The sequence below is a fragment of the Mesorhizobium sp. WSM3224 genome, assembly GCF_000427725.1.
Taxonomy (GTDB): Bacteria; Pseudomonadota; Alphaproteobacteria; order Rhizobiales; family Rhizobiaceae; genus Mesorhizobium.
On sequence record NZ_ATYO01000009.1, the window covers coordinates 193462 to 219415 of the forward strand.

Consider the following 25954-nt stretch of genomic DNA (forward strand, 5'->3'; position numbering starts at 1 on the left):
CGCCCTCAGCCCTCATCTTCCAACACGAACAGCACGTCGCCGGACTGCACCGCTGCATGGTCGTCGAACGCGATCTGGACGATCCGCCCAGCGCGATTGGATTCCACGACATTGAGCGTCTTCATGGCTTCGAGGACACCGATTTTCTGCCCCTCCGCGACCACATCGCCAATGGCAACCAGCGGCGGTTCGCCTTCGGTGCCAGAGCGGTAGAACACCCCCGTCAGCGGCGCGCGGATCGAATGGCGTGCGATGGGCGGAGATGTCGACGTCTGATCTGGGGAACGGGCGGTTACATCGGGCCCCGGCTGCACCTGCGACGCGGATTGCGCCGACGCCGTATGCCTGGACATGCGGACGCGAACGCCGTCGCGCTCGATCTCCAGTTCGGCAATGGGCGAACGCGAGACAAATTCGATCAGCTTAAGGACGAAGTCGAGATCCATCGCCGGCCCTACCGCAGCGCTTCGACGGCCTCGGCGATGCGCCTGATCGCCTTTTCGATCAGGTCCATCGACGTGGCTATGGAAATGCGGAAATGCGGCGACAGGCCGTAGGCCGAGCCCTGCACCACTGCTACCCGCGCCTGATCGAGCAGGTAAAGCGAGAAATCGTCGTCGCCGCCGATAGGCGTGCCGTCCGGGCGGCGACAGCCGATCAGGGCCGAGCAATTGGGATAGAGATAGAAGGCGCCCTCGGGCGTCTGACAGGTGAGGCCGGGAATGACGCGCAGCAGCTCCAGGGCGCGGTCGCGCCGGGTCTGGAATTCGAGAGCGCGCGGACGAAGAAAGTCCTGAGGGCCTTCAAGCGCTGCTATAGTCGCGGCCTGCGAGATGGATGACGGGTTCGACGTGCTTTGGCTCTGCACGGTGGCCATGGCGCGGATCAGCGATTCCGGCCCGCCGGCATAGCCGATCCGCCAGCCGGTCATGGCGTAGGCCTTCGACACGCCGTTTACCGTCAGCGTGCGGTCCTTCAGCCGTGGCTCGACGCCGGCGATGGTATGGAAGACGCGCCCATCGAACAGGATATGCTCGTAGATGTCATCGGTCAGCACATGAACATGCGGGTGGTCGAGCAACACCGCGGCCAGGCCGGCAAGTTCGTCACGGCTGTAGACGGCGCCTGTCGGATTGGAGGGCGTGTTGATCAGCAGCCATTTGGTACGCCCGGTGATCGCGGCTCGCAGGGCTTGCGGCGTCAGTTTGAAGCCTTGCGCCTCGGTGCATGGTACGACAACCGGCCTGCCTTCGCCGAGCAGGACGATGTCGATGTAGGAAACCCAATAGGGCGCGGGGACGACCACCTCATCACCGGGGGCCAGCGTTGCCAGCAGGGCGTTGTAGATGATCTGCTTTGCGCCACCCGCGACACTGATTTGCGAAGGCTTGTAGTCGAGGCCGTTCTCGCGCCTGAATTTTCCGGCCACCGCCTTCTTCAGCGCGGCGGTGCCGTCGACCGCCGTATAGCGCGTCTCACCCCTGCGCATCGCCTCGTAGGCTGCCTCGACGATGTGCGGAGGCGTCGGAAAATCCGGCTCGCCGGCGCTCAGGCTGATGACGTCGATGCCGGCCGAGCGCATTTCGATTGCCCGCGCAGTGACCGCCATGCTGGGGCTTGGCTTGATGACGTCGAGACGGGGAGCGATGAGGCCCACGGGACGATCCTCGGCATGTCTGATATCTGGTGCAAATTGGATAATGTATTCTGATTTTCGCGTCAAACCCCTTTTTCTGCGCCGAAGGCCGGGTTATGTCTCATTTCTGAGGTGGACCGATAGAGGAAAGTATCCAATTCTCGTCACCACGCATGACATTAGAGATAGGGAACACGATTGGAATGGGCACAAACTATGATGTGGTGATCGTCGGCGGAGGCGTTGTCGGCAGCTCGATCGCCTACTTCCTGTCAGCCAATCCGGACTTCGATGGCAGGATCGCGGTGATCGAGCGGGACCCCTACTACACGGCCTCCTCGTCTTCCTTGTCGACCAGCGCCATACGCCAGCAGTTCGGCACCGCGCCGAACATCGCCATGTCGAAGTTCAGCATCGATTTCCTGCGCCAGGTAAAGACGAGGCTTGCCATCGGTGATGAGCTTGCGGATATCGGGCTGCATGAGCCTGGATATCTCGTGCTGGCAACGCCCGAGCGGGCCGACGCGCAGCGTGCCAAGAACCGCGTTCAGCGCGGCATGGGCGTCGATGCCGAACTGATCGAGCAAGCCGATCTGGCGCGACGCTTCCCATGGCTCAACACGGACGATCTCGCCCTTGGCTCGCTCGGCCTCGGCAGCGAAGGCTGGTTCGACGGCCCCGGCCTGATGCAGGCATTCCGCCGCAAGGCACGCACTCAGGGCGTGGACTATCTTGCCGCGACCGTGACCGGACTGACCATGGCGTCTTCCCAAAAGGTCGGCGAAGTGGTGCTGGACAATGGCGAACGGCTTGCCGCCGGCACGGTGATCAACGCGGCCGGACCATGGAGCGCAAGCATTGCCAGGATGGCCGGCGCCGAGCTGCCGGTTGTGCCGAGCAAGCGCTGCGTCTTCGTCTTCGAAACGCCGGCAAGGATCGAAAACTGCCCCTTCGTCTTCGATACGAGCGGCGTCTGGCTGCGGCCGGAAGGTCAGCTCTTCCTGTGCGGTATTCCGCCGGTGCGCGAGAACGACCCAGACGATTTTGGCCTGGATGTAGACTACGACCTGTTCGACGAGTTGATCTGGCCGGCGCTGGCCCATCGTGTGCCCGGGTTCGAGCAATTGCGCATGCTGCGCGCCTGGGCGGGTCTCTACGAGTACAACACCTTCGACCACAGCGGCATCATCGGCCGGCTTCCCGAGGTCTCGAACTTTGTCCTGGCCACCGGCTTCAGCGGCCACGGCATGATGCATGCGGCGGCGACCGGGTCGGGTGTCAGTGACCTCATTGCCTATGGCGAGTACCGCTCTGTCGACCTCTCGGCCTTTCGCTACGAGCGGATCGCCAGCAATCAGCCCATCGAGGAACATGTCTACTGAAGCGAAACGGGCGACATGGCATCGCAGTGACAACGGTGCTATGCGTCCACTTCTTCAATCAAAACGGCGCCGGTCGACAAACACGGCGGCCGCCCCAGGCTGATTCATGCTCGTACAGAAGAAAACCATCTCGACCCAGGTCGCCGATGCCATCAGGCAGAAGATCCTGATCGGCGAATACGAGGCCAACTTCCAGCTACGGCAGGAGCATCTGGCCACCGAGTTCGGCGTCAGCCGAATTCCGGTGCGAGAGGCGCTGCATCAGCTTCATTCGGAAGGCTTCGTCACGCTGGTTTCCCACAAGGGCGCCGTCGTCACCTCGATTTCCCTGGACGAGATCCTCGAGCTCTACGAATTGCGGGCCCGGATCGAAACATGGCTACTGGCCCTAGCCATTCCAAGGATGACGGAGGCCGACCTCGCTCTGGCCCGGGAACGTGCAAAGCAGCACCAGGAGCAGGGCAAGACAGGCGAGTATTCGAACCAGCTCAACTGGAACTTCCACGCCGCGCTCTACGCGCCGTCCGGCCGCAAGGCGACGATCGAACTGGTCGGGCGTATCTACCAGCAACTGGAACGCTACACGCGCATGATGGTGACGCTCACCGAGATACAGGCACAGTCCGACCGCGACCACTGGCAGCTCATTGACCTGTGCGAAGCCAAGGATACGCTGCGCGCCGTCGGCCTTTTGGAAATGCATATCATCACCAGCGGCAAGTTCCTGGTCGACCGGCTTCAGGAATTGCGGGGCAGCTGACGGACCGGTCATTCCGGGCATGGTCCGCACCGGCTTTCCTTTCTCGCGGTTGGATCATTTGCCGGGCAGATTGGTCGCCCTTGTCAGCAGGATCACGCCCGCCTTGTCGGCCGTGTCGTAATAGGTGAAGCCGGTGCGGTTTTCCCGGCGCCCGCGCATCAGCACGGCAAGTCCGTCGGTTTTCGCCTTGGTTTCGGCTGCGTCCGCATCACGAACCTCAAAGCCGATATGGAAGACGCCTTCGCCCTTGGTATCGAGATGAATCCGCTGTGGTGAAGGATCGTGGTTTGGCTGGCACAGTTGCAGCTGAGTGTTCGGCAGGTTGCAAATCCGGTATTGCATCGCCTTGAACCCATCGGGGCTTGGGACTTGGAGTTCTTCGTATTCGGCCAGCGGCGGATAGGCTTCCCACGGTCCTATGCCGATTGAATCGTAATAAGCCTGCGCCTTGTCGATATCATGCACGACGATGCAGATGTGATGCAGCTTGTCGAAATTGCCCATATTCTCACTTCCCATTCTTCTCATCCTTGATCGGAACCGTATAGTTCAGCACGCGCCGGCCCCCATCGGGATAGATCGTCTCGCCGGTGATGTAGGACGCATCGTCGCTGGCCAGGAACGCCACGACGGAAGCGATCTCGGCGGCCGTGCCGAGACGCCCGAGCGGTGTGCGCGATAGGATCGCGCGGCGCATTTCCTCGGAGTCGATGAAGGTCCCATCCATCACCATCTCCGTCGCGATGGTGCCCGGGCCGACGCCGACCACACGGATGCCATGGGGAGCGAAGGCGACGGCCGCGGTGCTGGTGACCTGGTTCATGCCGCCCTTGGAGATCGCGTAGGTGGCGACGCGCGGGTTGGCGAGGCCCGAATTGATCGACGACATGTTGATGATGACGCCGCCTCCACCCTGCGCGATCATCTGGCGGGCGGCAGCCTGGGTGCCCATGAACGCACCTTTCAGATTGACTGCGAGGACCCTGTCGTAATCCGCCTCGCTGATATCGAGAAAGTCCTGGACCGGAGCGATGCCGGCATTGTTGACCATGATGTCGATACGGCCGAACTTCGCCACCGCCGCCGCAACCAGCGCATCGACCTGATCCTTCTTGCTGACATCCGTGACGACCGCCAGAACGCTGTCGGTCGTGCCTATTTCAGCGGCACATTTCTTCAGCTCGGCGACATCGATATCGCCGAGCACGAGCTTCGCGCCTTCGGCCAGAAAACGCTCCGCGCAAGCGCGCCCGATGCCGCGTGCCGCCCCGGTGATCACCGCCACCTTGCCCGCCTGTCTCATGTCCAGTTCCTTCGTCATTGTGAGCAGACCACCGTTCCGGGGAGCGGTGCGCCGGGCTCGGCCACGGATAAGGATGATTCCCTCACCGAGGCTAGCCTAGCGGATCACGAAGGGATTGGCGGTCTTGCCGGCCGTGTCTATCCACACCGTCTTGGTCTGCAGATAGGAATTGATCGCCTCCTGTCCGCTCTCGCGGCCGATGCCGCTCCTCTTGTAGCCGCCGAAGGGCGCCATATAGGAGACGGCGCGGTATGAATTGATCCAGACCATCCCCGCTTCCATCGCTGCCGCGCCGCGCAGCGCCCGGCCCATGTCGCTGGTCCATATCCCTGCCGCCAGCCCAAAGGGGCTGTCATTGGCGATGGCAAAAGCCTCCTCCTCGTCGTCGAATGGAATGACGGACAGGATCGGCCCGAACACCTCTTCACGCGCGATCCGCATGGTGTTGTCCACGCCGGTGAAAATGGTCGGCTCGACGAACCAGCCATCGGCCAATTCGCTAGATGCCGGCTTGCCGCCACCCAGCACGCATAGCGCGCCCTCGCGGCGTGCTATGCCGAGGTAGGACAGCACCTTCTCGCGCTGGGCTTGCGTGGTGATCGGCCCCACCTGCGTCTCTTGCAGCGCCGGATTGCCCAATCGGGCGCTAGCCGCCAGCGTTATGACGCCTTCCACGAACCGGTCGTGGATTTTGCGATGCACCAGCAGGCGCGAACCCGCGATGCAGGTCTGGCCGCTGGCCGCGAAGATGCCTGAGATCGCGCCGTTGACCGCGCTCTCGATATCGGCGTCGTCGAAGACGATGTTGGCCGATTTGCCGCCGAGCTCCAGCGTGACGACTTTAAGCTGTTCGGCAGCGGCTCGATAGACGGCGATCCCACCTGGCTCACCACCGGTGAAGGCGATCTTGGCGACGTCGGGATGGGAAACAAGCGGCACGCCGACATCGAGCGGCATGCCGGTAACGGTGTTGACCACGCCGGGCGGGAAGCCCGCCTGCGCAAACAGTTTCACGAACTCCAGCGTCGAGGCCGAGGCGTGTTCCGATGGCTTGATGACGACGGTGTTGCCGGCCGCCAGCAGCGGCGCGAGCTTCCATGTCAGAAGCAAAAGCGGCGAATTCCAGGGCACGATGGCTGCAATGACACCCAGCGGCTCGTGGCGGGTGAAGGCGAACATGCCAGCCTTGTCGATCGGCAGCACCGACCCTTCGATCTTGTCGGCAAGACCGCCGAAATAGCGGAACCATTCCGGGATGTAGCGCAGCTGTGCCGTCATTTCGGTGAGCAGCTTGCCATTGTCGCGCGTCTCGATGGCGGCAATGCGCTCCGCGTTCTTCGCGATCAGGTCGGCCATTCGCACGAGCAGCTTGCCGCGCGCGGTCGGCGTAATGCCAGCCCATTCCTTCGACCGGAAAGCCGCCTTGGCGGACGCCACGGCGGCATCCACCTCAGCCTCTCCACCGCGCGGGATCAGCGCCCAGGGCCTGCCAGTGAAAGGATCGTGGCTCTCGAATGTATCGGCGGTCGACTGGGGCCGACCGCCGACCGTGTTCTGGAAACTGACCAGCGCCATGTCGACCTCAACAGCTGGCAAAGCCCAGATGGGCGCGAAAGCGGTTCTTGATCTCAACCGCGTCGCGAGGCGGCAGCGAGCGCGGCAGGTTCTCGGCGGTGATTTTCAGCACGAAAAGACGCGGGCCGTCGGCCGGGCGACGCAGCTTTTCACAGAGCGTGTCGACCTCCTCCAGCGAACGCAATTCGGCGGTTTCCGAGAAACCGCAAGCGGCAGCGACCTTGTCGAAACCAATGCCTCGACCGGTATGGCTCGACTGCATGCCCGTCTCGCCGAAATGCTGGTTGTCGAGGACGATCAGGTCGAGATTCCTCGGCCGCGCCACCGAGATCGTCGCCAACGAACCGAACGCCATCAGCTGTTCACCATCCCCAGTGACCACCATGACCCGCTTCTGCGGCTGGGCCTGGGCTAGCCCGAGGCCGATTAGCGCCGCGCCACCCATCGCGCCCCAGAGATAGTAGTTGTCGTTGCGGTCACCGGCCGCATGCACGTCGTAGCTCGGCGAGCCGAGACCGGTCACGACCAATGCGCCGTCGCGGGCGGCAAGGAGCTTCTTCACCGCAACTCTGCGGTCCATTGTCGGTAACGTCATGTCGTTCACCACTTCTTCTTGCCGAGCAGCCGTTGCCCGATCAGCACTGCGACCTGCTGGTCGGCGTCGAAAGCCATAGCGGCCGCTTGCGCAACCGTTTCCACCAGGTCGTCACCAGTCTCGGCGCGCTGCACTCTGAGCCCGATTGCCTTCAGCGAGGCCTCCGTCGCCTGCCCCATCGGCACCTGCCACGGGTTGAACTCTGCCCACTCGCCTCGCATCGTCACCAGAACGAGCAAGGGAAAGCGCGCATGCACGGGAAGCGAGAGCATGTTGATGCAGTTGCCAACGCCGGAAGATTGCATGAGCACGACGCTCCGCTTGCCTCCGAGCCAGGCGCCTGCAGCAATGGCGATGCCCTCCTCTTCGGTCGTCAAGACATTCGTGACGACCTCAGGATCCGCACCAAAGAGGCGGATCAATGTGGTATGGCCAGCATCCGGCACATAGGACATATGGCTGATGCCGGCAGCCTTGAGCACATCATAGACCTGGTCTGGCCACTGCTTTTCAGATGCAGCCGGGGCAGATGCAACCGCAGTTGTTTCCGGCTGTTTCGCTTGTACGCTCGCCGTCACCTTGGATCTCCGAGAATTGAGTTGGCATTAGATTACCTCAGCCCTCAGATCTAATCTTCGTCCCTTTCTTGTGATCAGATATAATGATATTCGATAGCTCATGGAACTATCGCAGCTACGGACCCTGATCCACGTCGCCGAACTCGGCAGCCTCAGCAAGGCTGCCGACCGGCTGCGCATCGCGCAACCGGCGCTCAGCCGGCAGGTGCGCATGCTGGAGGAGGAGTTGGGCTTCGCCCTGTTCCTGCGCCACGGCCGCGGCATGGTGCTGTCCGAGCAGGGCAAGGAGGTGCTGACACACGCCATGCGCGTGATGGCCGAGATCGACGAAATCCGCGCCACGGCCACGCCCGCCGACGCGCCGCTGACCGGCGAAGTCGCCATAGGACTGCCACCCACTGTCGCGGACATTATTTCGCTGCCGCTGGCCGCCGCCTTCGGCAAGGCTCACCCCAAGGCGAAACTCAGACTTGTCAGCGCCTACACCGGCTATTTGCTGGACTGGATGCACCGCGGCGAGGTGGACGTCGCGGTGCTCTACGACCCGCGCATGGCGCGTTCGTTGCGTTCGCGCCCGTTGCTCCTGGAAAATCTCTTCCTGATCGGACCGCCAGACTCGGGGTTTTCAACCGTGCGCGCCGTATCGTTCGCCTCGCTCGCCGCCAAACGCCTGCTGCTGCCCAGCATCAAGCATGGGCTGCGCATCATTGTCGAACGCTGCGCTGCGGAAATCGGCATCACGCTCGATGTCGGCATCGAAGCGGATTCGTATGCCGCGCTGAAGGACCTGGTGCGCAACGGCCACGGCTGGACGATACTGCCGCTCGCTCCTATCCATGCCGACGTGACTGCGGGGCTGCTCACCGCTGCGCCGCTGATCGATCCCGTGCCCGTGCGCCGCCTCATCCTTGCCTACCCGGCAGACCGGCCTGCCTCGCGGCTGGCGCAGTTTGCCGGACAAGCGATAGAAGACATCGCCAAGGACCTTGTCGGGCGAGCCGTCTGGGTTGGCCAGCTTCTTGGCCCTTCATCCTAAGCATTTGAATTTCGTTATATCTGGTCACGCCAGCCTTGCATTGCTGATAGGACGAAGAAACGTGATAGTGAGACCCGCAGCAAGACGAAGGCCGGGCAAATCTCATGGAACAGTATCAGGACATTCGGGATGCCGTGGCCAAGCTGTGCGCCCACTTCCCCGGAGAGTACTGGCGCGCCCTCGACAGGGACATGACCTACCCGGGTGAATTCGTCGAAGCGTTGACGGAGGCCGGTTGGCTCTCGATCCTGATCCCGGAGGCGTATGGCGGCTCGGGCCTGCCGCTTTCGGCCGCCGCCGCCGTGCTGGAGGAAATCCAGCGCGCCGGCTGCAACGGCGGCGCCTGCCACGCACAGATGTACACGATGGGTACGCTTCTTCGCCATGGCTCGGAAGCGCAGAAACTGCGATACCTGCCGAAGATCGCCGCGGGAGAATTGCGCCTGCAGGCCTTCGGTGTCACGGAGCCGACCAGTGGTACAGATACTGGCGCGCTCAAGACCACGGCTCGCCTCGACGGCAATCATTTCGTGGTCAAGGGCCAGAAGATTTGGACCAGCCGGGCCGAACATTCGGATCTAATGCTGCTTCTGGCGCGCACCACGCCGCTCAAGGATGGCATGAAGAAGACCGACGGCCTGTCCGTCCTCATTGTCGACATGCGCGAGGCAGTTGGCAAAGGCCTCACCATCCGGCCGATCCGCACCATGATGAACCACGCCACCACCGAGGTCTTCTTCGACGACCTGCGCGTGCCGGCCGAAAACCTGGTTGGCGAAGAGGGCAAGGGCTTCCGCTACATCCTCTCCGGCATGAACGCCGAGCGCATCCTGATCGCCGCCGAATGCGTTGGCGACGCCAAGTGGTTCATCGAAAAGGCAAGCGCCTACGCCAGGGAACGCCATGTTTTCGGCCGGGCGATCGGCCAGAACCAGGGCATCCAGTTCCCGATCGCCAGGGCCTACGCCAACATGCGGGCAGCCGAATTGATGGTTCGCGAGGCGCTGAATCTCTACGAGGCCGGCAAGAACCCAGGCGCCGAGGCGAACATGGCCAAGATGCTGGCGGCCGACGCTTCGAACGAGGCCGCCAATGTCTGCATCCAGACGCATGGCGGGTTCGGTTTCGCGGAAGAGTACGACGTCGAGCGCAAGTTCCGCGAGACGCGTCTCTATCAGGTCGCTCCGATCTCGACCAACCTCATCCTGTCTTTCCTGTCCGAGCACGTGCTCGGGCTGCCGCGTTCCTACTAGGAGTAGCCGCCATGAACGTCCTCATCGTCTACGCCCATCCGGAACCCAAATCCTTCAACGGCGCCATGAAGGATCTCGCTGTAGACACCTTGACCCGCGCAGGCCACGACGTGGCCGTCAGCGACCTCTATGCGATGGGCTTCAATCCTGTCGCCGGGCCGGACGACATAACCGGCGAGCGCAACGATCCGGACTTTTTCAGCCTGCCGCGCGAGCAGACTGCCGCTTACGATGCCGGCGTGCTCTCCGCCGACATCAGCGTCGAGATCGAAAAGCTGAAGCGGGCGGACTTCGTGCTGTTCCAGTTCCCGGTTTGGTGGTTCGGAATGCCCGCAATGCTCAAGGGCTGGGCCGACCGTGTGTTCGCGCGTGGTTTTGCCTATCTGCCAGGGCGCAAATACGACACCGGCATGTTCAAGGGAAAGCTCGCCATGGTGTCCGCCACCACGGGCACATCGGCCGACACCTATGCGCCCGACGGCATTGATGGCGACATCCTCACGTTGCTGTGGCCGATCCACAATGGCCTGCTTCGCTACTCAGGCTTCGACGTGTTGCCGCCCTTCGTCGCCCATATGCCAGGCCGCGTCGGCGACGATGGTCGCAAGTCCTATCTGGAAACCTACCGCAAACGGCTCGAAGACATCGACGGCACGCCGCGCCTGTTCTTTCATCCAGGCGAGGACTACGGCAAGAACGAGCGACTGAAGCCTGGTGTGCTTGCCCGCTCTGGGGTGCAGCGCAATGTCTGATGCCACCCGCCCTCTGGAGGGTCTGTTCGTCGTTTCGATCGAGCAGGCGGTCGCCGCTCCGCTCTGCACGGTCCGCCTCGCCGATGCCGGGGCGCGCGTCGTGAAGATCGAGCGCCCGGAAGGCGAAACCGCGCGTCATTACGATTCCGCCGTGGAAGGCATGTCGGCCTACTTCGTCTGGCTCAACCGCGGCAAGGAAAGCGCGATGCTCGACCTGAAGGCCGAGCACGACCTGGCTTTGCTGCATCGTATGGTGGCGCGCGCGGATGTTCTCGTGCAAAACCTCGCTCCAGGCGCGATCGACCGCCTCGGCCTCTCGGCGGATACCATCGCGGAAAAACTTCCCCGACTGATCGTCGTCAACATCGTCGGCTACGGGCAAGACACGCCTTACGCAGCGATGCGCGCCTACGACATGCTGGTGCAGGCGGAAAGCGGCATCTGCGCCGTCACCGGCACAGCCGACACGCCGTGCAAGATCGGGGTTTCCGCTGCAGACATCGCCACCGGCATGAATGCCCATGCGGCGATCCTCGAAGCATTGTTGGCGCGCGAGAGGACCGGGCGAGGTCGCATTGTTGAGATCGCCATGTTCGACGCCATGGCCGACTGGATGACGGTGCCGCTGCTGCACTACGAACATGCGGGTCGCGACACCCAAAGACATGGCCTGGCGCACGCTTCAATCTATCCTTATCGGCCTTATGCCTGCAGGGATGGCGCCGTGGTCGTGTCCATTCAGCAGAACAGTGAATGGAAGCGCTTCTGCACCGCGGTCTTGCAGAGACAGGATCTGTTCGCCGACGAACGCTTCGCCACCAATGCCTGGCGGGTGGCTAATCGCACGGCACTCGATGCCGAAATCGAACCGATCTTCGCGGCAATCGACTGCGACGAGGCCATCGACCGTCTCAATGGTGCGCAGATCGCCTGGGGCCGCATGAGCGAGATGCGCGACCTGCCGCTACACAAGGCACTGCGCCGGACAGAGGTGGCGCTACCGGGCGGCAAGCGCATAGCAGTGCCGGTGCCGGCAGGGCGGCCGGAGGGTTTCGCAGCAGCACCCAACGTTCCCGCGCTCGGCGCAGACACGCATCGAATCCGGTCCGAATTCGCGGTCTGAGGGGAAGGCGATGAGCCCGGACACCGCATTGCAGAATTGGGTTGGGCGTAGCCGCGAAGTCGAGGACATCGTGACGCCGCGTCTGCTGGCCGGTTTTAGCGCCACGCTTGGGGAGTACGCCGCGCAAACTGCCGAGGGCACGGCCCTGCCCGGACTTCATTGGTGCCTGGCGCCCGACGTTGCCGATATGCGCGACCTCGGACCTGACGGGCACCCGGCCAAAGGCGTCTACCTGCCGCCGGTTCCGCTTCCACGCCGCATGTGGGCTGCCAGCGACGTGCGTTTTATGGCACCGATCCGCAGCGGCGACACCATCCGCCGCCGCTCGACGTTGAGCGCTATCGAGGAAAAGCAGGGCCGCACCGGGCCGCTCATCTTAGTCATGATCCGGCACGACATCGCCAGCGACGCCGGTCCGGTGATCGAGGAGGACCAGACCATTGTCTATCGCGCCGCCGACGCTGCCGCGGCGACCCCTGCCCCGCCGGCAAGTCCGCCCCTGGCCGCGTCGCACGAGCGCAGGGTTGACGTGGATCCGGTGTTGCTCTTTCGCTATTCCGCGCTGACCTTCAATGGACATCGCATCCACTACGACACGCCTTACGCCAAGACGGTCGAGCACTATCCCGGGCTCGTCATCCATGGCCCGCTCCAGGCGACGCTGCTCATGAACTTCGCCACCGCCATCGTCGGCCGGTCGCCGCGCCGCTTCTCATTCCGGGGCGTGCATCCGGCGACCAGCCCACAGCGCTTGCTTCTGAGCGCAACGTCCCCGGGCAAGGACGGCATGGCTCTCGAGGCACGGTCTGCGGACGGCCATGTGACCGTGAAGGCCACGGCGCAATGGTGAGCTTCGTCACGCCTGTCGTGCCGCTTTTCGTACCCGGCTCGCGGCCGGAGCGGTTTGCCAAGGCCGACAGCAGCGGCGCGGACGCAGTCATTCTCGATCTCGAGGATGCCGTCGCGCCCGGCGACAAGGACCGCGCCCGGGAAGCGATTGTCGCATATGCAGCCACGCTGAAATCCGCGGTCGTGGTCCGCATCAACGCCGCGGGCACACCCTGGCATGAAGCGGACATCGACGCCGTGCGGCGCCTCGATGGCGTCTCCGTCATGCTGCCCAAGGCCGAACGTCCGGAAGACATTGCTGATATGACCAGGCACATGGCGCGCAGCGTTTCCGTCATAGCGCTGGTCGAGAGCGCCCTTGGCCTCGCCAACCTGCCGGACATACTGGCCACGTCCGGCGTCGTTGCCGCCGCCTTCGGCTCGGTCGACTTCTCGCTCGATCTCGGTTGCGCGCATGATCGGCTGACCCTGCTTGCGGTTCGCAACGAACTCGTCTGGCGTTCACGCGCGGCTGGCCGTGCCGCACCGATCGATGGCGTAACGACGGACCTGAGCAGTCCTGAAATCACCGAAGATGACGCGCGCCACGCAATGAAGATGGGCTTTGGCGGCAAGATGGCGATTCACCCTAGGCAGATCGAGCCGACCCGCAATGCCTTTTGCCCGAGTGAAAGCCAAATCACCTGGGCATGGGACATCGTCGGCGCAGCTTCGTCCGGCGAAGCTGTCCAGGTGAACGGCGAAATGGTGGACCGGCCAGTCATCGAGCGAGCAAGGCGGATCCTACGCCGGGCCGCCTTGGTCTAGAGGGCGCAAAGGAGGAGCAATGAGCCTTGACACCGCCGATTGGCCGACAGCCAGGCTTTGCGCCTTCATCGCCGAACTCGACTTCGAGCAAATTCCGCCGCGCGTCGTTCATTTCGCGAAAGGACTGATGATCGACTGGCTCGGCTCAACCCTCGCCGGCAAGGGCGCGCGCCAGGTCGAGATCATCGACGGCTTTGCTCGCGCAATGGGGCCGGCGGACGGCCCAAGCATCGTCATCCCGACGAGACGACGCACGAGCCCCTACTTCGCGGCAATGGTCAATGCCGCGGCCTCCCATGTGGTGGAACAGGACGACGTTCACAACGGCTCGGTCTTTCACCCAGCTGCGGTGATCTTTCCAGCCGTTTTGGCGGTTGCGGAGGCAGAGGAGAAGACCGGGCGTGAAATCCTGACTGCTTGCATCGCCGGCTACGAGGTTGGCATCCGGGTCGGAGAGTTCCTGGGCCGGTCACATTACCAGATCTTCCACACAACGGGCACGGCCGGCACTGTCGCCGCGGCCGCCGCTGTCGGGAAGTTGATCGGGCTGGACGCAGCCGGCATCAACCATGCACTCGGCTCCGCCGGTACCCAGGCAGCGGGGCTCTGGGAATTCCTGCGCGACGCCGCCGATTCCAAGCAGCTTCATACCGCGCGGGCGACCGCCAACGGCCTGTGTGCTGCCTTCTTGGCCCGCGATGGCTTCAAGGGGGCCGCGCAGATCCTTGAAGGGAAAAAGGGTATGGCGGCCGGCATGTCCAGCGATGCCGATCCGGCCCGCCTGACGGATGGCCTCGGCAGCCGTTGGGCAACCGAGGAGACGTCCTTCAAATGGCATGCCTCCTGCCGGCACACCCATCCGGCCGCTGACGCGCTGCAGTCTCTCATGCGCCGCGAAGGGCTGGGGCAGGACGACATCGCGGACGTCGTGGCCCATGTCCACCAGGGAGCCATAGATGTGCTAGGTGCCGTGGACATTCCGCAAACCGTCCACCAGGCGAAGTTCTCCATGGGCACGGTCTTGGGGCTCATCGCCGTCCACGGCGTTGCCGATCTCGACGCGTTCGAACGCCACGCACTTGCCGATGACCGAGTCGCGCGCTTCCACTCGAAGGTGCATATGGAAATCGACGCCGAGGTCGATAGCCTCTATCCGAAGCAATGGGTCGGCAAGGTAAGCGTCACGACCATTGGCGGCCGCAAACTCAATGCCCGCGTCGACGAACCCAAGGGCGACCCCGGCAACACGCTTGCGAAACAAGAATTGGAAGCCAAGGCTATACGCCTTGCCGAATTTCGAGGCGGGGCCACCGCTGATGAGATGCGCCGCTGCATAGCCCGTGTCTGGAAGCTCGATCAGCCCGGAAGCACATCGGACATCGTGAAATTCTAGTCTCGAATTGACATCAACCGAGGCCGAACGCCTTGGATCTGCTAAGGAAGAAATGAAATGAGGATCCTTGTGCTGCCGGAGGTACCGAGCAGCACGGCGAGATCGGGATGCAGTGCGCCATTGGAACTTCCCGGCCTCCGCGCGCGAGCACCAGCGGGACGGCGCCAAAGTTCCTCTCGACGCTTTACCACGAAGCGCTGGAGATCAACGGCCATATCCCGAACTTTGCCTCCATGCTGCGCACTACATGCGCGCTCTACCTGCGCGACAGGCGGCCAAGCGACGGCGAAGCCGCGGAATTGAAGAGCAAGGTAGCCTGATCCGCGGCCATTGCTCAAACGCGCCCGGTACTGGAAAATCCAGTGTAGCAGCCGCCTGCTACCAGCGACCCGAATTTTAGCGCTATGTGATATCAATGGCGAACTTTGCCGAGGCGGTGTAGGGTTCACTTCAAGAGAAGGACAAGCCGTGTACTAACGGCTACGCTGGGCGAATCTGGGAGGATTCATGGTCGAGATCATCTCCAAGCGGGAGGGCCCGCGGCGTGAGGATGCACAGGTCAAGAGACTGATCGAGCAAAACCGCTCAACCATCGTTCGCCTTGCCGACCAGATCAGCGGTGGCGGTTATTCGGCTTCCAGGAAGCCGCGCCAACAACCGAAGGCAGAAGGCCTGATCATCCATGTTGGCGGCGGCCCGGCGCCTGTGTCGGAAGCCACACCGTGCATCCAAGTGACCATCAACGGCCGCGTGATTTCGAAGGATCAGAACACAGGTCGCCAACTTCATCACATCGGCGACATCCGCAACCGGGGCGGGGAACAGATCTTTGTGCTGGCCACGAAGCAGAATGGCTTCTTCTCCCCGGTCGAGGAAAGCGTCGCCGAAGCGCTTGCAGAGTTGGACGGATCCCGCCTCGCCACCACCTACACCGAAGAACAGCTTGCCGCCGACATCGGCGCGAAACTCGGCATCGACTGACGTGCAGACGCCTGGGCGTGCTTCCGCACGTCCGTCCGCGGCTGCATACGACGCGACTGCAAACAGGAATGGCATGCCTAAAAAGGTCTGTGATGACTGAATGAAACGCGAGTTAGGCCCCAATCGGACGAAGATCGATACCCTACCGGCGAATGCGTCGCTGGCCGCTGGGCAAATGGTTCTGGGCAACATCGACTATGACGAGCGTGCCACCATGCGCGCCTGGGAAAGTTTTCTGGCCGACGACCCCAAATGTGCGCGCGATCCAGTCCACCCGAGCCACGTCCGCTCCCTCATCCACGATTCCTGGTATCGCAGCGCCACCGGCGGCATCAACGCGCAAGGGATTGAAGCGCCGCTGAGCAGTGATCGCGACGAGATCGAATATCTGACACGGGCCAATGCAGAACTGCTTTCGGCGGCGCGGCGATCGTTCGCCTCCCTTGGCCAGTTGCTGGATGGGACAGGCGCGATGCTGGTTCTGGCCGACAGCGACGGCGTGCTGATCGACGCCATCGGCGACAAGAAGACCCTGCACGACGGCATGGACATTCACCTCGCCATTGGCGGCAAATGGAACGAGGATGCCGTCGGAACCAACGGCATCGGAACGGCGCTATGGACGGGTGAGCCCACTTTCGTCCATGCGGCCGAGCATTTCTGCGCCGGCATCAAATCCTGGACCTGCGCCGGCGCACCGATCCGCGATCCGCTGGACGGCAAGGTCATCGGCGTCGTCGACCTGTCGGGCTATTCACCGATCTTCCGGCCGCACAACACCGCGCTCGTCGCCGCCACGGCCCGGCAGATCGAAAAGGCCTTGGCCGAACAACAGCAGGAACAACGCACGCGCCTGCTGGAAGCCTTCATTTCCTCGGCTCCCAGCTACCGCCGAAAGGACGGGCTGGTGATCGTCGACCACCGCGGCCGCGCGATCTTCTGCAATAACGTGCCCGATGGCGAGACCACCGAGATGATGGACGGCCCGATGGAACCTGGACGCGGCCGTTGGCTGATGAACCTTCCGTCATCAGGCAACGAAGCCGACCTCGCCAGGGCGCTACCGGCCCATCTGCGATCCTGCCATATCACGCCGCTCAAGCTCGACGGCGACCTCCGTGGCGCCGCCCTGGTGTTCCCACCCGTGCCGGCCGTTTCCAGCGTGACGGTGGTCCAGCGGGAGGTGAGCAAGCATCTTCACGATGCTGTTGCCATGATCGTCGGCGAAAGCGAGACACTGCGGGCCGCCATCGACGTCGCATGCCGCGTCGCCCGGTCGAGCAGCGCTACATCGCTGTTGGTCGAAGGGGAGACAGGCGTCGGCAAAGAGCTGTTTGCGCGGCTCGTGCATGCCGGCAGCAGGCGCACGGCGAACGATCCGTTCATCGCGATGAATTGCGGGGCGATCACCAGGGACCTGTTCGGCAGCGAACTGTTCGGCCATGTCGCCGGCGCCTTTACCGGCGCCTCGCGTGAGGGCAAGCCCGGCGTCTTCGAGCTTGCCAACGGAGGCGTGCTCAGTCTCGACGAGATCGGCGAGTTGCCTCTTGAGATCCAGCCATTTCTGTTGCGTGTCCTGGAAGAGCGCGTGGTCCACCGCATTGGCGACAGCAGGGGTCGCCCGGTGGATGTGCGGCTGATCGCCTCGACCAATCGCGATCTCAAGCAGGAAATCGCCGCCGGCCGCTTCCGCCGCGATCTCTACTATCGAATTGGCGCGATCTCGATCACTGTCCCACCGCTGCGCGAGCGCGGCGAGGATGTGGTGCTTCTGGTCGAGCATTTTAACCGGCAGGCCGCTGCCGCAGCAGGCGAGGATCCGCTGGAATTCTCGAACGACGCGCTCGATGCGCTGCTCGCCTACCATTGGCCGGGCAATGTGCGCGAACTGAAGAACCTCGTCGCGCGGTTGCACATCCTGGCGCGCGGCGGCACTGTCGAGCTCCAGGATCTTCCTGGGGAAATCAGTGCGGGCAGTCGCAGCAATATGACCATGCACAGCGATCATCCCGCCGCCATGCTCGAAGCCCCGGTGTTCACTTTCGAGGATGCGGAATGCCAGGCGATCAAGAACGCGCTTGCCGCAGAGGGCGGCAATCTCAGCAAGGTCGCGCTGAGGCTCGGTATTTCGCGGCCGACGCTCTATCGCAAGCTCGGACAATACGGCATCCGGCGCGGTTTCATTTAGACCCAAGGTCCGCTCATCGGCACAACAAAAACCCGCGGCATTCGCGCCGCGAGGCTGGGGAAAGTTCGTCGGCCTAAATTGCCTTCGGGCAGTGGTCAAATGTATGTCGCCCAGAAGTGTGCAGCGGTTCTGGGACCACGACATGCATCAAAACAAAGACTTAAAAGCGCGTCGCCTGAATCCGTTTCAGCGCGACGCGCTTTTAGAGACGATCAGGTCTTTACGACAGCACCTGTCACTTTTTCTGAGATATAGCCGAGGACGTTGCCGATGATCAGCGAGATCACCACAGCGGCCGCGACCTTGGTGATGCCGCCGGCGCCTTCTCCATAGGCGGCGGCACCAAGCAGAAAAAGCGCGGCAGTCGTTGCATAGCCATAGACCGCTGACGGAATGGCGCTGAGCAATGGCAGCTTGGCGGCAAGAATCAGGACGATGATTGAAATGCCGACGCAAATGCCGGCCATGATCGCCGTGACGCCAATGGATGTCAGGGCTATCAATGCGCCGGCAGCGCAGATCGCTCCCCAGAGGTTCGCGACCGCCGAGTTCTTGAACCCGGCTTCCTTGCCGCCACAGTGGTAGAAACTCCCCCAGCCTACAAACACTGCCCAGATCAGCAGATAAGGGTTACCGATCGTGATCGCTGCCCACGTTGCAATGCCACCCATAAGGCCGATGACGACGGCCAACCCTGTGATGAGATCCATATTGTCCTCCCGTTTTCCAAAGCTCGAAGCAAAGAAGTCGTTTCAGGATCGCGCTTCGCTGACGTCCCGATACGGAGCCGCTGTGGGCATCAGGCTGGCTGCGCCGCTCCTTCGGCCAGACCGATCACACCAGCACGCAACGCAAGCCCCGCAGCGGTGGCGCCGAGACATGGAGCAACGATGTAGAGCCAAAGTTGCGACAAGGCTGTACCGCCAGCGAACAGTGCCGGGCCGAGTGAGCGGGCCGGATTGACCGACGATCCGGACACGGCAATGCCAGCAAGGTGGATCATGACCAGCGTCAGCCCGATCGCCAAGCCGGCCAGAGGACCGGCTCCGCCTTGGTCGGTGGCGCGAAGGATCACGAGCAGAAACAGGAAGGTTGCAACGGCCTCGAACAGGAATGCTGAGGCCGCTGAATAGGCCGACCAGCCGTTTTGGGCAAAGCCATTCGCCGCGACGTCGTAGCCGCCACCCTTGCCTTGCACGATCACGTAGAGCACCGCCGATGCAACGATCGCGCCCACGCATTGCGCGACCACATAGCCGACGAAGTCATTGGATTTCATCCGGCCTGAGACGAAGAAGCCGAGGCTCACCGCCGGATTGAGATGCGCGCCTGAAATCGGTCCGATCGAATAGGCCATCGCCACTGCCGCCAGACCGAAGGCCAAGGCGACGCCGAGCAGGCCGACTTCGGAGCGCATGAACAGAACAGTCGCGCAGCCGAAGAAAACCAGCGCGAAGGTTCCGATGAATTCACAGACGTATTTGTTCATTTCTTCCTCTCCATGCAGATGATGACGGGACCGAAACGTTGCGCCCGTTCCGCACAAGTCCGGTCCGGAATTTTCAGGGAACGATGACGCCGCGACCGGTGAATCGCCGGTTCTTGAAATCGTCGAGTGCGGTGTTGATGCTGGCGAGGTTGTATTCGGTGTAGTGCATCTTCACCTTGCCGTCGGCGTTGAGCTCCATCAGTTCGACAAGCTCGGTGAAATTGCCAACCAGGCTGCCGCCGATGTTGATCTCCTCGATGACGAGATGCGCGGTCGGCACATTGACGGCGCCGCCATAGCCGACGACGAACAATTGCCCGCCCTTGCGCACCATCTTCCAGCAGATGTTCTCGACGCCGAGCTCGCCGACGAAATCGATGACCACGTGGGCGCCGCCGCCGGTGATCTGGCTGACCTCCTCGATGACGTTGGGTCCGCCATCGAGGACGAAGTCGGCGCCCAGATCCTTGGCCAGCACACGCGCGGCCGGCTCGCGATCGACGGCAATAATACGGCAGCCCGAGATCGCGTGCAGCGATTGCAGCGCGATATGGCCGAGCCCTCCGATGCCGAGCAGCACACAGTAACTCCCAGGCCTTAGCAGCTTGGCCGCCCGCTTGGCGGCGCGGTAGGCGGTGATGCCGGCGTCAGCCAACGGCGCCACTTCGACCGGCGTCACGTTGGCGTTGAGCTTGATCAGCGAGCGTTCGCTGGTGATGAAATATTCGGCGAAGCCGCCATTCATGCCAAGGCCGGGGAACTGGCCGTTGTCGCAGTACATGTCCTCACCGTGCCGGCAGTTGAGGCAGATGCCGCAAGAGCGGAACGGGTGACAGATTACGGCGTCGCCGCGCTTGACCGACCTGACGCCGCTGCCGACCTCCTCGACCCAGCCGGCATTTTCATGGCCCATGATGTAAGGCAACAGCGTGCCTTCGGGGTCCATCGTCGGCTTCCACACGCCTTCGATGATGTGCAGGTCGGTGCGGCAGAGACCGGCGGCACCAACCCGCACGATCACCTCGTCGGGCGCGGTGATCGTCGGTGCCTTGACCTCCTCGATCCTAAGCTGGACGTTCATCTTCGGATCGTATTCGTAGAGTCTGGCAGCTTTCATCGTCGTATCCTTTCAATGTCGAGATTGTTCGGATTGCTCAGGCGCGGCCGAGCTTTTCAGAGCCGCCGCCGCGAGCCGGTCCAGCCGTCGGGTCCTCATCCTCGGCGAGATGGCCAATCAACGTTTCGGTGGTCAGGATCAGCGTCGCCACCGAAGCTGCGTTGGCGAGCGCTGTGTAGGTGACGCGGACCGGATCGATGATCCCTGCCTCGAACATGTTCTGGTAGCTGCCGGCAGACGCGTTGTAGCCGTAGCCGCCGTTGATGCGCGTGACTTCCGCCACGACCGCTTCTGGATCGGCGCCGGCGTTGGCGGCTATGCGCCAGAGCGGCCGCGACAGCACCGACCGCACCAAGCGTACACCCTCGGCGACATCGCCATTGACCCCGGCCGCCACCTTGTCGAGCAGCGGCGCGATCTGGGCAAGCGCAGAGCCGCCGCCGGCGACCACGCCCTCTTCGCATGCGGCGCGTACCGCATTGAGCGAGTCCTCGATCAGTTGAATGGTCCGCTTCTGCTCGACCGGCGTGACACCGCCGGCATAAAGGATCGCGGTGCCGCCAGAGAGCTTGGCCAGGCGCTCGCGCAGCTTGTCCTGGTCGATGTTCGGCGGCGAGGCCTCATACTGCCGCTGAACCTGGGCGCGGCGCGATGCGATTGCCGCATGGTCGCCGCCGCCGCGGATGATCGAGGTGTAGGACGAACTGGTCTTCACCCGATCAGCCGTTCCGAGGTCGTCGGCGGTGATGTCCTCCAGCCGGCCGCCGAGGTCACGCGCGATCACCTTGCCGCCGGTGATGATCGCCAGATCCTCCATCATCGCCTTGCGCCAATGGCCATATTCCGGCGGATGGACGACGAGGTATTTTCCAGGTCCCTGCTTGCCGAGCAGCGTCACCACGACTTCCGGCGACATTTCCTCAGACACAATCAGCAACGGCCGACCATCCTCGTCGGCAATGCGGCGAGCCGCATCCAGCGCCTCGGGCTCCTTGATCTTGAGGTCGGTCATCAGGACATAGGGCCGTTCGAGAACCGCCTCCATCTTCTCCTGATCGGTCACCATGTGGTGCGAGAGATAGCCGCGTTCGAAGGACATGCCCTCGACCACATCGAGCGTGGTCTCGGTGGTGACGCTGAAGTCCGTGGTGATGACACCTTCGGCTCCCACGCGCTGATGGGCTTCCGCCACCAGCGCGCCGAGCTTGGTGTCAGTCGCGGCGATGTTGGCGACCGAAGCCAGGATGCCGTTGCCCTTGGCCGGCTTGGCTGAAGCCTTGAGCGCGGCCACCACTGCCGCCACGGCAAGGTCGATGCCCTTGCACAGATCGACGGATTTCGCGCCGCGTTCATTCGCCTCCACACCGCCCTGGATGAGAGCGTTGGCGAGCACGATGGCAGTCGTGGTGCCGTCGCCGGCGACCTCGTTGGTCTGCATCGAGACCTCGCGGACCACCTGCGCGCCCATGTTTTCGAACCGGTCGTGCAACTCGATCTCGGAGGCGATGCTGACGCCGTCGCGGGTTACCATCGGCGTGCCGATCGGCCGGTCGATCATGGCGTTCATGCCTTTGGGGCCGAGCGTCGGCTCGACGGCAGCGGCCAGGCGAAAGACGCCGCGGGCCAGAGCACGGCGGGCCTCGGAATTGTGAAGCATTATTTTGGGCATGACTCCTCCTTCCGCCTTACGGGCGGGTTGTTGGTTAGGGGCCTCGTGCGAGGGAGGCCGTTGCTTTCAGATCTGCTTCAGGCAGCCGGCGCGGCTCGAGCCGGCACGCGGTCCAGGATGAAGTCGACCAGCGTCGGTTCGCCCTCGACCACCTCAAGTTCCTTGTACCTGGTCTGCTTGAGTCCCCGGCACAGCGCGCCGTTGAACTCCATATTGACGCGCACAGCGCGCAATTCGGCGAGATGGGCACCGAGCCCGCCAGACGGTATGGGCTGCCCTTCCCAGGTCACGAAGACAGGATCGTCCGCCCGGCGGTCGGGGAAGCGTCCAAGTAGAGCGGCCCGGTATCTCGGCTTCTGTTTGGTCGCTTCGCCCGGCTCCAACCGCGCGACGTCGTATGCCGGCAGGTCCATGCCGACGATTTCGCGATCGGTCAGGCCGTATGCCTTGAGGCCGCGCAAAACCGCTTCCTGGCGCCGCTTGAAGGCCTTCATCGCGAAGGCTTCGCGCAAGCCGCCGAGATCCTGATCCTCGGCTAGCACGGCGAAGATGTCGCCGAAGCTCTTGCCGGCCTCCATGCCGCGATTGACCTCTTCCGCGAACATGTGGTCGCGCAGCTTGATGCGATAGGCAGGCGCCCAGGAGAGTTGGTCGAGCGCCTTGCGGACGCCGTCCAGCATCAGGAACGCGAAGTTGGGCGAGCACCAGTAGGTCGGCAGGCGGAAGTCTAACTCCACGCTGCCATCGCTCGTCATCGCGGCTCGCTCGACGAAGCCCATCTCGGTAATCGGTTCGTCGAGCTCCGGGTCGTTGACCTCGCCAAGGCGCCGCCAGAGTTCGTTCTCGCGGTTGCCGGAAACGCTGGCGGTTGCCATGGCCCCTACTCCGCCGCGATGCTGAAGGGCGAGCCGGCGAGCGCCTTCTTCTTGGCTTCGATGTCGATGTTGTAGAGGCGCGCGGCATTGAGGCCTAGGATCTTCTCCTTGATCTCGTCGGTCAGTTGAACACCACGTTCCGCGGCGATGTCCTCGGGGATCTGGTAGGCCCAGAATTTCTCGACAAGCCAGCGCGGCGTCCAGATCGCGTAGTCGGAACCAAACAGGATTTTCTCCGGCCCGATCCAGAACAGCAGCTCGGCGATGACCTCGCCGAAATAGCGCGGGCGGGAGTGGATGAAGGGCAGCGCCACGGCCAGCCCGCCATAGACGTTGGTTTCCTGCGTCGCGATCCAGCAGAAATCGTCGAGACGCGGCAGGCCGCAATGCTCGATGATCCAGTTGAGGCCCTGGAAATCCGTCGCCGCGTAGTCGACGTCATGCACGTCGAAGGCGTCCTTGCTAAGCGGGATGATCGTCGGACCCTTATGGACGTGGATGTTCCTGATGCCGAGCTTGTCGCAAAGTTCGAAGCACTTGTAGGCATCGGGATCGGTGAGCTTCCAGCCTTTGGAGGCGCCGTTCCATTCGGCCGTGTACATCTTCACGCCCTTGACGTCATAGGTCTCCTTGAGGAAGTGGATGTACTCGAGCGCCTTCTCACCGTCGCGCGGGTCAAAGGCGCCGTTGACGATAAAGCGCTCCGGATAACGCTTGGCCACTTCGGCATTGCGCTCAATCGTGTTGAAGCCGTTCTTGTAGAAGTCCTTGAGATAGGTCGACTGGACGATCGCCACATCATCGGGACCGTCGATGAACAGGTCGCGATAGAGGTCGTCGGCACTATATTTCTCGAACTTGCTCTTCTCCCACAGCTGGTCCTTGGGACTCAGCCCCGTATGATAGGCATAGAAGCACTCGATGAACTGCTTTCCGTGGATATTTTTCTGATTTTCGGGGCTGCCGTCCCAGAAATGAGTGTGGCCGTCGACCACAAAGATATCCTTGCCTTCCGGTGTCCTAAACATTCTTTCCTCCGCAAGATGCGTGTTGATCGGATCGGCGCGCCGCAACCAGGCAGCGCGCCCGATTTTTTTGGCGGCTATTCGATGTATTCGAACATCTCGTCCATGTTGCCGAACAGGATCACGGTGTTGTCGTCGACGCGAACCATGCGGCCGTAGTGAGTGGAGGTGTTGACCTCGAAGGTCTCGGCGGAAATCTCTCGGCCGAGATATTCACCGATCGCGTCCATCTTGAAGATCAGCTTGCCATCGCCGTCGATACGGATCAGCGCAGGCTGGTAGGTGATGGTCACCCCCGGCTTCTGGCCCATGAATTCGGCGATGGCCCTGGCCTCGACTGAGTCGTTCATGGTGACGCCGCACTGATGCGAGATCGTCTGTTCGAAGGTGATGTCCTTCATCTCCTTGAAGATATTGGAATGCGTTGCGTCGCGTGCTGCTAGTGACATGACATTTCTCCCTGTGTCAGCGCTTGAGGCCGAGTTCGCCGAGGATCTGGCCAATCCGTTCCTCGGATTTGGTGCGGACATCGGCGAACGCGACTGGCTTGGAATGCGGCATCGACCAGATCGGCTGCAGGCCGACGGCTGCCTTGTCGGCGAGCGCGCCGTGTTTCTTGACCCAACCCTGGAAGAGCTTCTTGTTCGCCGCGCCGTGCTTCTCGTCATTGGCGAGCAGGTGCATGAGGTCGATCGTGTTGGCGAGGTTGCGCTCGTAGTCGGCCTCTGCTGCCGAGATCACCGCAGGCGTGATGAAGTCATGGTTGGCGGCAGCGATCTGCATCAGGAAGCCGGAGCGGAATGCCTCCCCGACCAGCGGCTCGAAGACGATGTTGATGGCGAAATACTGTTCGAGATAGTCGGTCGCGCCCATGATGGTCTCGACCGCCTCCCGCGTCCCCTGCCAGTTCGCGTCCTCGAGCCAGGTCTTCTTGCCGAGTTCGTCGTCCCAGCCGGGAAGGTCCATGCCGATCTCGGCAAGGTAGAGCGTGATGTCCTGCGCAAGCCGCAGCTTGTAGGAGGAGTTGGTCAGCGTCGCGTTGTTGATCATCTGGGTGTAGCCGTAGCGCTGCGCCTGCATCAGCGAGGTGCCGAGCCCGAATTCGGCATGTTTCCAGGCGCCGAGCTGCGCCTGCAGGATCTTGACCCAAGCCTTGTCGAAGGTCTTCGGTGCACCGGACTTGCGGGCATTGTTGATGACGCTCTGCACCATCGTCTCGATCTTCGACTGGCGCTGGTAGTGGGTGCGCTCCCATTCCTGATCGGGGGCGCGGAAGGCATGCCAGTTGGAACTCTGTGCGGCGGTGTTCTGCTTGACATAGGCGCCCTTGCCGTCGGCGAAGGAGATGATCCAGTCCTGGATCAGGTAGCGCTCGGGATCGGGCTGGACGTCCACCGTCATGTCTTCGTAGTGGGTGGCACGTTGGCCCTTCGGGTCGAAATACCGGTACTTCCGGCTGTCGGAGTCGGCAAAGATCGCCGCGCCGGCGGCTCCGGATCCGACTGAACTCGAGGTAGCTGGCATAGTCTTCACTCCCTTGTTGCAGTTGTGGTTACAGTTGCGTGGCC

The 25954-nt window shown here is 62.7% G+C and carries 26 protein-coding genes and 1 pseudogene; 12 read left to right on the plus strand and 15 right to left on the minus strand.

Annotated elements, in window-relative coordinates; all coding sequences use genetic code 11:
* Positions 1-5 precede the first annotated feature (5 nt).
* Together YU3_RS0117905 and YU3_RS0117910 are read right to left on the minus strand one after the other, a co-directional pair.
* The gene (locus tag YU3_RS0117905) at positions 6-446 is read right to left on the minus strand and encodes an acetyl-CoA carboxylase biotin carboxyl carrier protein subunit (RefSeq protein ID WP_027167545.1); all 441 of its coding nucleotides are present in this window, start codon (positions 444-446) and stop codon (positions 6-8) included.
* An 8-nt stretch (positions 447-454) separates the two neighbouring features.
* Positions 455-1657: a pyridoxal phosphate-dependent aminotransferase gene (locus tag YU3_RS0117910; protein ID WP_027167546.1), complete on the minus strand. Its 1203-nt coding sequence runs from the start codon at positions 1655-1657 to the stop codon at positions 455-457.
* Between the two features lie 182 nt (positions 1658-1839).
* On the opposite strand from YU3_RS0117910, the gene YU3_RS0117915 reads away from it, so the two are divergent.
* Both YU3_RS0117915 and YU3_RS0117920 read left to right on the plus strand, forming a co-directional pair.
* Positions 1840-3018 carry an FAD-binding oxidoreductase gene (locus YU3_RS0117915; RefSeq protein ID WP_027167547.1) on the plus strand — a complete coding sequence of 393 codons (1179 nt, stop codon included), beginning with the start codon at positions 1840-1842 and terminating at the stop codon, positions 3016-3018.
* 106 nt (positions 3019-3124) lie between these two features.
* Positions 3125-3778, plus strand: a complete 654-nt coding sequence (locus tag YU3_RS0117920; protein ID WP_027167548.1) for a GntR family transcriptional regulator — start codon at positions 3125-3127, stop codon at positions 3776-3778.
* Positions 3779-3832: 54 nt separating this feature from the next.
* Here the strand turns inward: YU3_RS0117920 and YU3_RS0117925 are convergent, their stop codons facing one another.
* The 5 genes from YU3_RS0117925 to YU3_RS0117945 form a co-directional block, all read right to left on the minus strand.
* Complete coding sequence (locus tag YU3_RS0117925) at positions 3833-4282, minus strand: VOC family protein (RefSeq protein WP_027167549.1); 450 nt, start codon at positions 4280-4282, stop codon at positions 3833-3835.
* 4 nt (positions 4283-4286) lie between these two features.
* On the minus strand, positions 4287-5081 hold the full coding sequence (locus YU3_RS0117930) for an SDR family oxidoreductase (RefSeq protein WP_027167550.1): 795 nt from the start codon (positions 5079-5081) through the stop codon (positions 4287-4289).
* A gap of 96 nt (positions 5082-5177) precedes the next feature.
* Positions 5178-6656, minus strand: coding sequence for an aldehyde dehydrogenase (locus tag YU3_RS0117935; protein ID WP_027167551.1), 1479 nt, complete (start codon positions 6654-6656; stop codon positions 5178-5180).
* 7 nt (positions 6657-6663) lie between these two features.
* On the minus strand, positions 6664-7251 hold the full coding sequence (locus YU3_RS0117940) for a thiamine pyrophosphate-dependent enzyme (RefSeq protein WP_027167552.1): 588 nt from the start codon (positions 7249-7251) through the stop codon (positions 6664-6666).
* 5 nt (positions 7252-7256) lie between these two features.
* The gene (locus YU3_RS0117945; protein WP_027167553.1) at positions 7257-7829 is read right to left on the minus strand and encodes a thiamine pyrophosphate-binding protein; all 573 of its coding nucleotides are present in this window, start codon (positions 7827-7829) and stop codon (positions 7257-7259) included.
* A gap of 100 nt (positions 7830-7929) precedes the next feature.
* Between YU3_RS0117945 and YU3_RS0117950 the strand changes: the two genes are divergently transcribed.
* The 10 genes and pseudogenes from YU3_RS0117950 (at position 7930) to YU3_RS0117995 (ending at position 18211) form a co-directional block, all read left to right on the plus strand.
* A complete protein-coding gene (locus tag YU3_RS0117950) occupies positions 7930-8865 on the plus strand; it encodes a LysR substrate-binding domain-containing protein (RefSeq protein WP_027167554.1) in 936 nt (311 codons plus the stop codon).
* A gap of 104 nt (positions 8866-8969) precedes the next feature.
* Complete coding sequence (locus tag YU3_RS0117955) at positions 8970-10118, plus strand: acyl-CoA dehydrogenase family protein (protein WP_027167555.1); 1149 nt, start codon at positions 8970-8972, stop codon at positions 10116-10118.
* Positions 10119-10129: 11 nt separating this feature from the next.
* A complete protein-coding gene (locus YU3_RS0117960) occupies positions 10130-10870 on the plus strand; it encodes an NAD(P)H-dependent oxidoreductase (protein ID WP_027167556.1) in 741 nt (246 codons plus the stop codon).
* Positions 10863-11993: a CaiB/BaiF CoA-transferase family protein gene (locus YU3_RS0117965; RefSeq protein WP_027167557.1), complete on the plus strand. Its 1131-nt coding sequence runs from the start codon at positions 10863-10865 to the stop codon at positions 11991-11993. Before YU3_RS0117960 ends, YU3_RS0117965 begins: the two co-directional genes overlap by 8 nt.
* A 10-nt stretch (positions 11994-12003) precedes the next feature.
* Entirely contained in the window at positions 12004-12843 is an 840-nt protein-coding gene (locus tag YU3_RS0117970; protein ID WP_027167558.1) for a MaoC family dehydratase N-terminal domain-containing protein, read from the plus strand.
* Positions 12837-13649, plus strand: coding sequence for a CoA ester lyase (locus YU3_RS0117975; RefSeq protein ID WP_027167559.1), 813 nt, complete (start codon positions 12837-12839; stop codon positions 13647-13649). Before YU3_RS0117970 ends, YU3_RS0117975 begins: the two co-directional genes overlap by 7 nt.
* A gap of 19 nt (positions 13650-13668) precedes the next feature.
* Positions 13669-15042 carry an MmgE/PrpD family protein gene (locus tag YU3_RS0117980; protein WP_027167560.1) on the plus strand — a complete coding sequence of 458 codons (1374 nt, stop codon included), beginning with the start codon at positions 13669-13671 and terminating at the stop codon, positions 15040-15042.
* A 143-nt stretch (positions 15043-15185) separates the two neighbouring features.
* Positions 15186-15362: pseudogene (locus YU3_RS36730) on the plus strand (DNA-binding protein); the annotation flags it as partial.
* Between the two features lie 187 nt (positions 15363-15549).
* The gene (locus YU3_RS0117990; protein WP_027167561.1) at positions 15550-16023 is read left to right on the plus strand and encodes a hypothetical protein; all 474 of its coding nucleotides are present in this window, start codon (positions 15550-15552) and stop codon (positions 16021-16023) included.
* 100 nt (positions 16024-16123) lie between these two features.
* A complete protein-coding gene (locus tag YU3_RS0117995) occupies positions 16124-18211 on the plus strand; it encodes a sigma-54-dependent Fis family transcriptional regulator (RefSeq protein ID WP_084508118.1) in 2088 nt (695 codons plus the stop codon).
* Positions 18212-18423: 212 nt separating this feature from the next.
* On the opposite strand, the gene YU3_RS0118000 is transcribed toward YU3_RS0117995, so the two are convergent.
* The 8 genes from YU3_RS0118000 to YU3_RS0118035 form a co-directional block, all read right to left on the minus strand.
* The gene (locus tag YU3_RS0118000) at positions 18424-18903 is read right to left on the minus strand and encodes a DUF1097 domain-containing protein (protein WP_198021675.1); all 480 of its coding nucleotides are present in this window, start codon (positions 18901-18903) and stop codon (positions 18424-18426) included.
* A 107-nt stretch (positions 18904-19010) separates the two neighbouring features.
* Positions 19011-19700, minus strand: coding sequence for an MIP family channel protein (locus YU3_RS0118005; RefSeq protein WP_027167564.1), 690 nt, complete (start codon positions 19698-19700; stop codon positions 19011-19013).
* A gap of 73 nt (positions 19701-19773) precedes the next feature.
* Positions 19774-20817: an NAD(P)-dependent alcohol dehydrogenase gene (locus YU3_RS0118010; protein WP_027167565.1), complete on the minus strand. Its 1044-nt coding sequence runs from the start codon at positions 20815-20817 to the stop codon at positions 19774-19776.
* A 37-nt stretch (positions 20818-20854) separates the two neighbouring features.
* Positions 20855-22486, minus strand: coding sequence for a molecular chaperone GroEL (locus YU3_RS0118015; RefSeq protein ID WP_027167566.1), 1632 nt, complete (start codon positions 22484-22486; stop codon positions 20855-20857).
* A gap of 77 nt (positions 22487-22563) precedes the next feature.
* A complete protein-coding gene (locus YU3_RS36735; RefSeq protein ID WP_036258790.1) occupies positions 22564-23361 on the minus strand; it encodes an iron-sulfur cluster assembly protein in 798 nt (265 codons plus the stop codon).
* A gap of 5 nt (positions 23362-23366) precedes the next feature.
* On the minus strand, positions 23367-24389 hold the full coding sequence (locus tag YU3_RS0118025; protein ID WP_027167567.1) for an amidohydrolase family protein: 1023 nt from the start codon (positions 24387-24389) through the stop codon (positions 23367-23369).
* Positions 24390-24463: 74 nt separating this feature from the next.
* Entirely contained in the window at positions 24464-24835 is a 372-nt protein-coding gene (locus YU3_RS0118030; RefSeq protein WP_006206781.1) for an MmoB/DmpM family protein, read from the minus strand.
* Positions 24836-24851: 16 nt separating this feature from the next.
* A complete protein-coding gene (locus YU3_RS0118035) occupies positions 24852-25910 on the minus strand; it encodes an aromatic/alkene monooxygenase hydroxylase subunit beta (protein WP_027167568.1) in 1059 nt (352 codons plus the stop codon).
* Positions 25911-25954 lie beyond the last annotated feature (44 nt).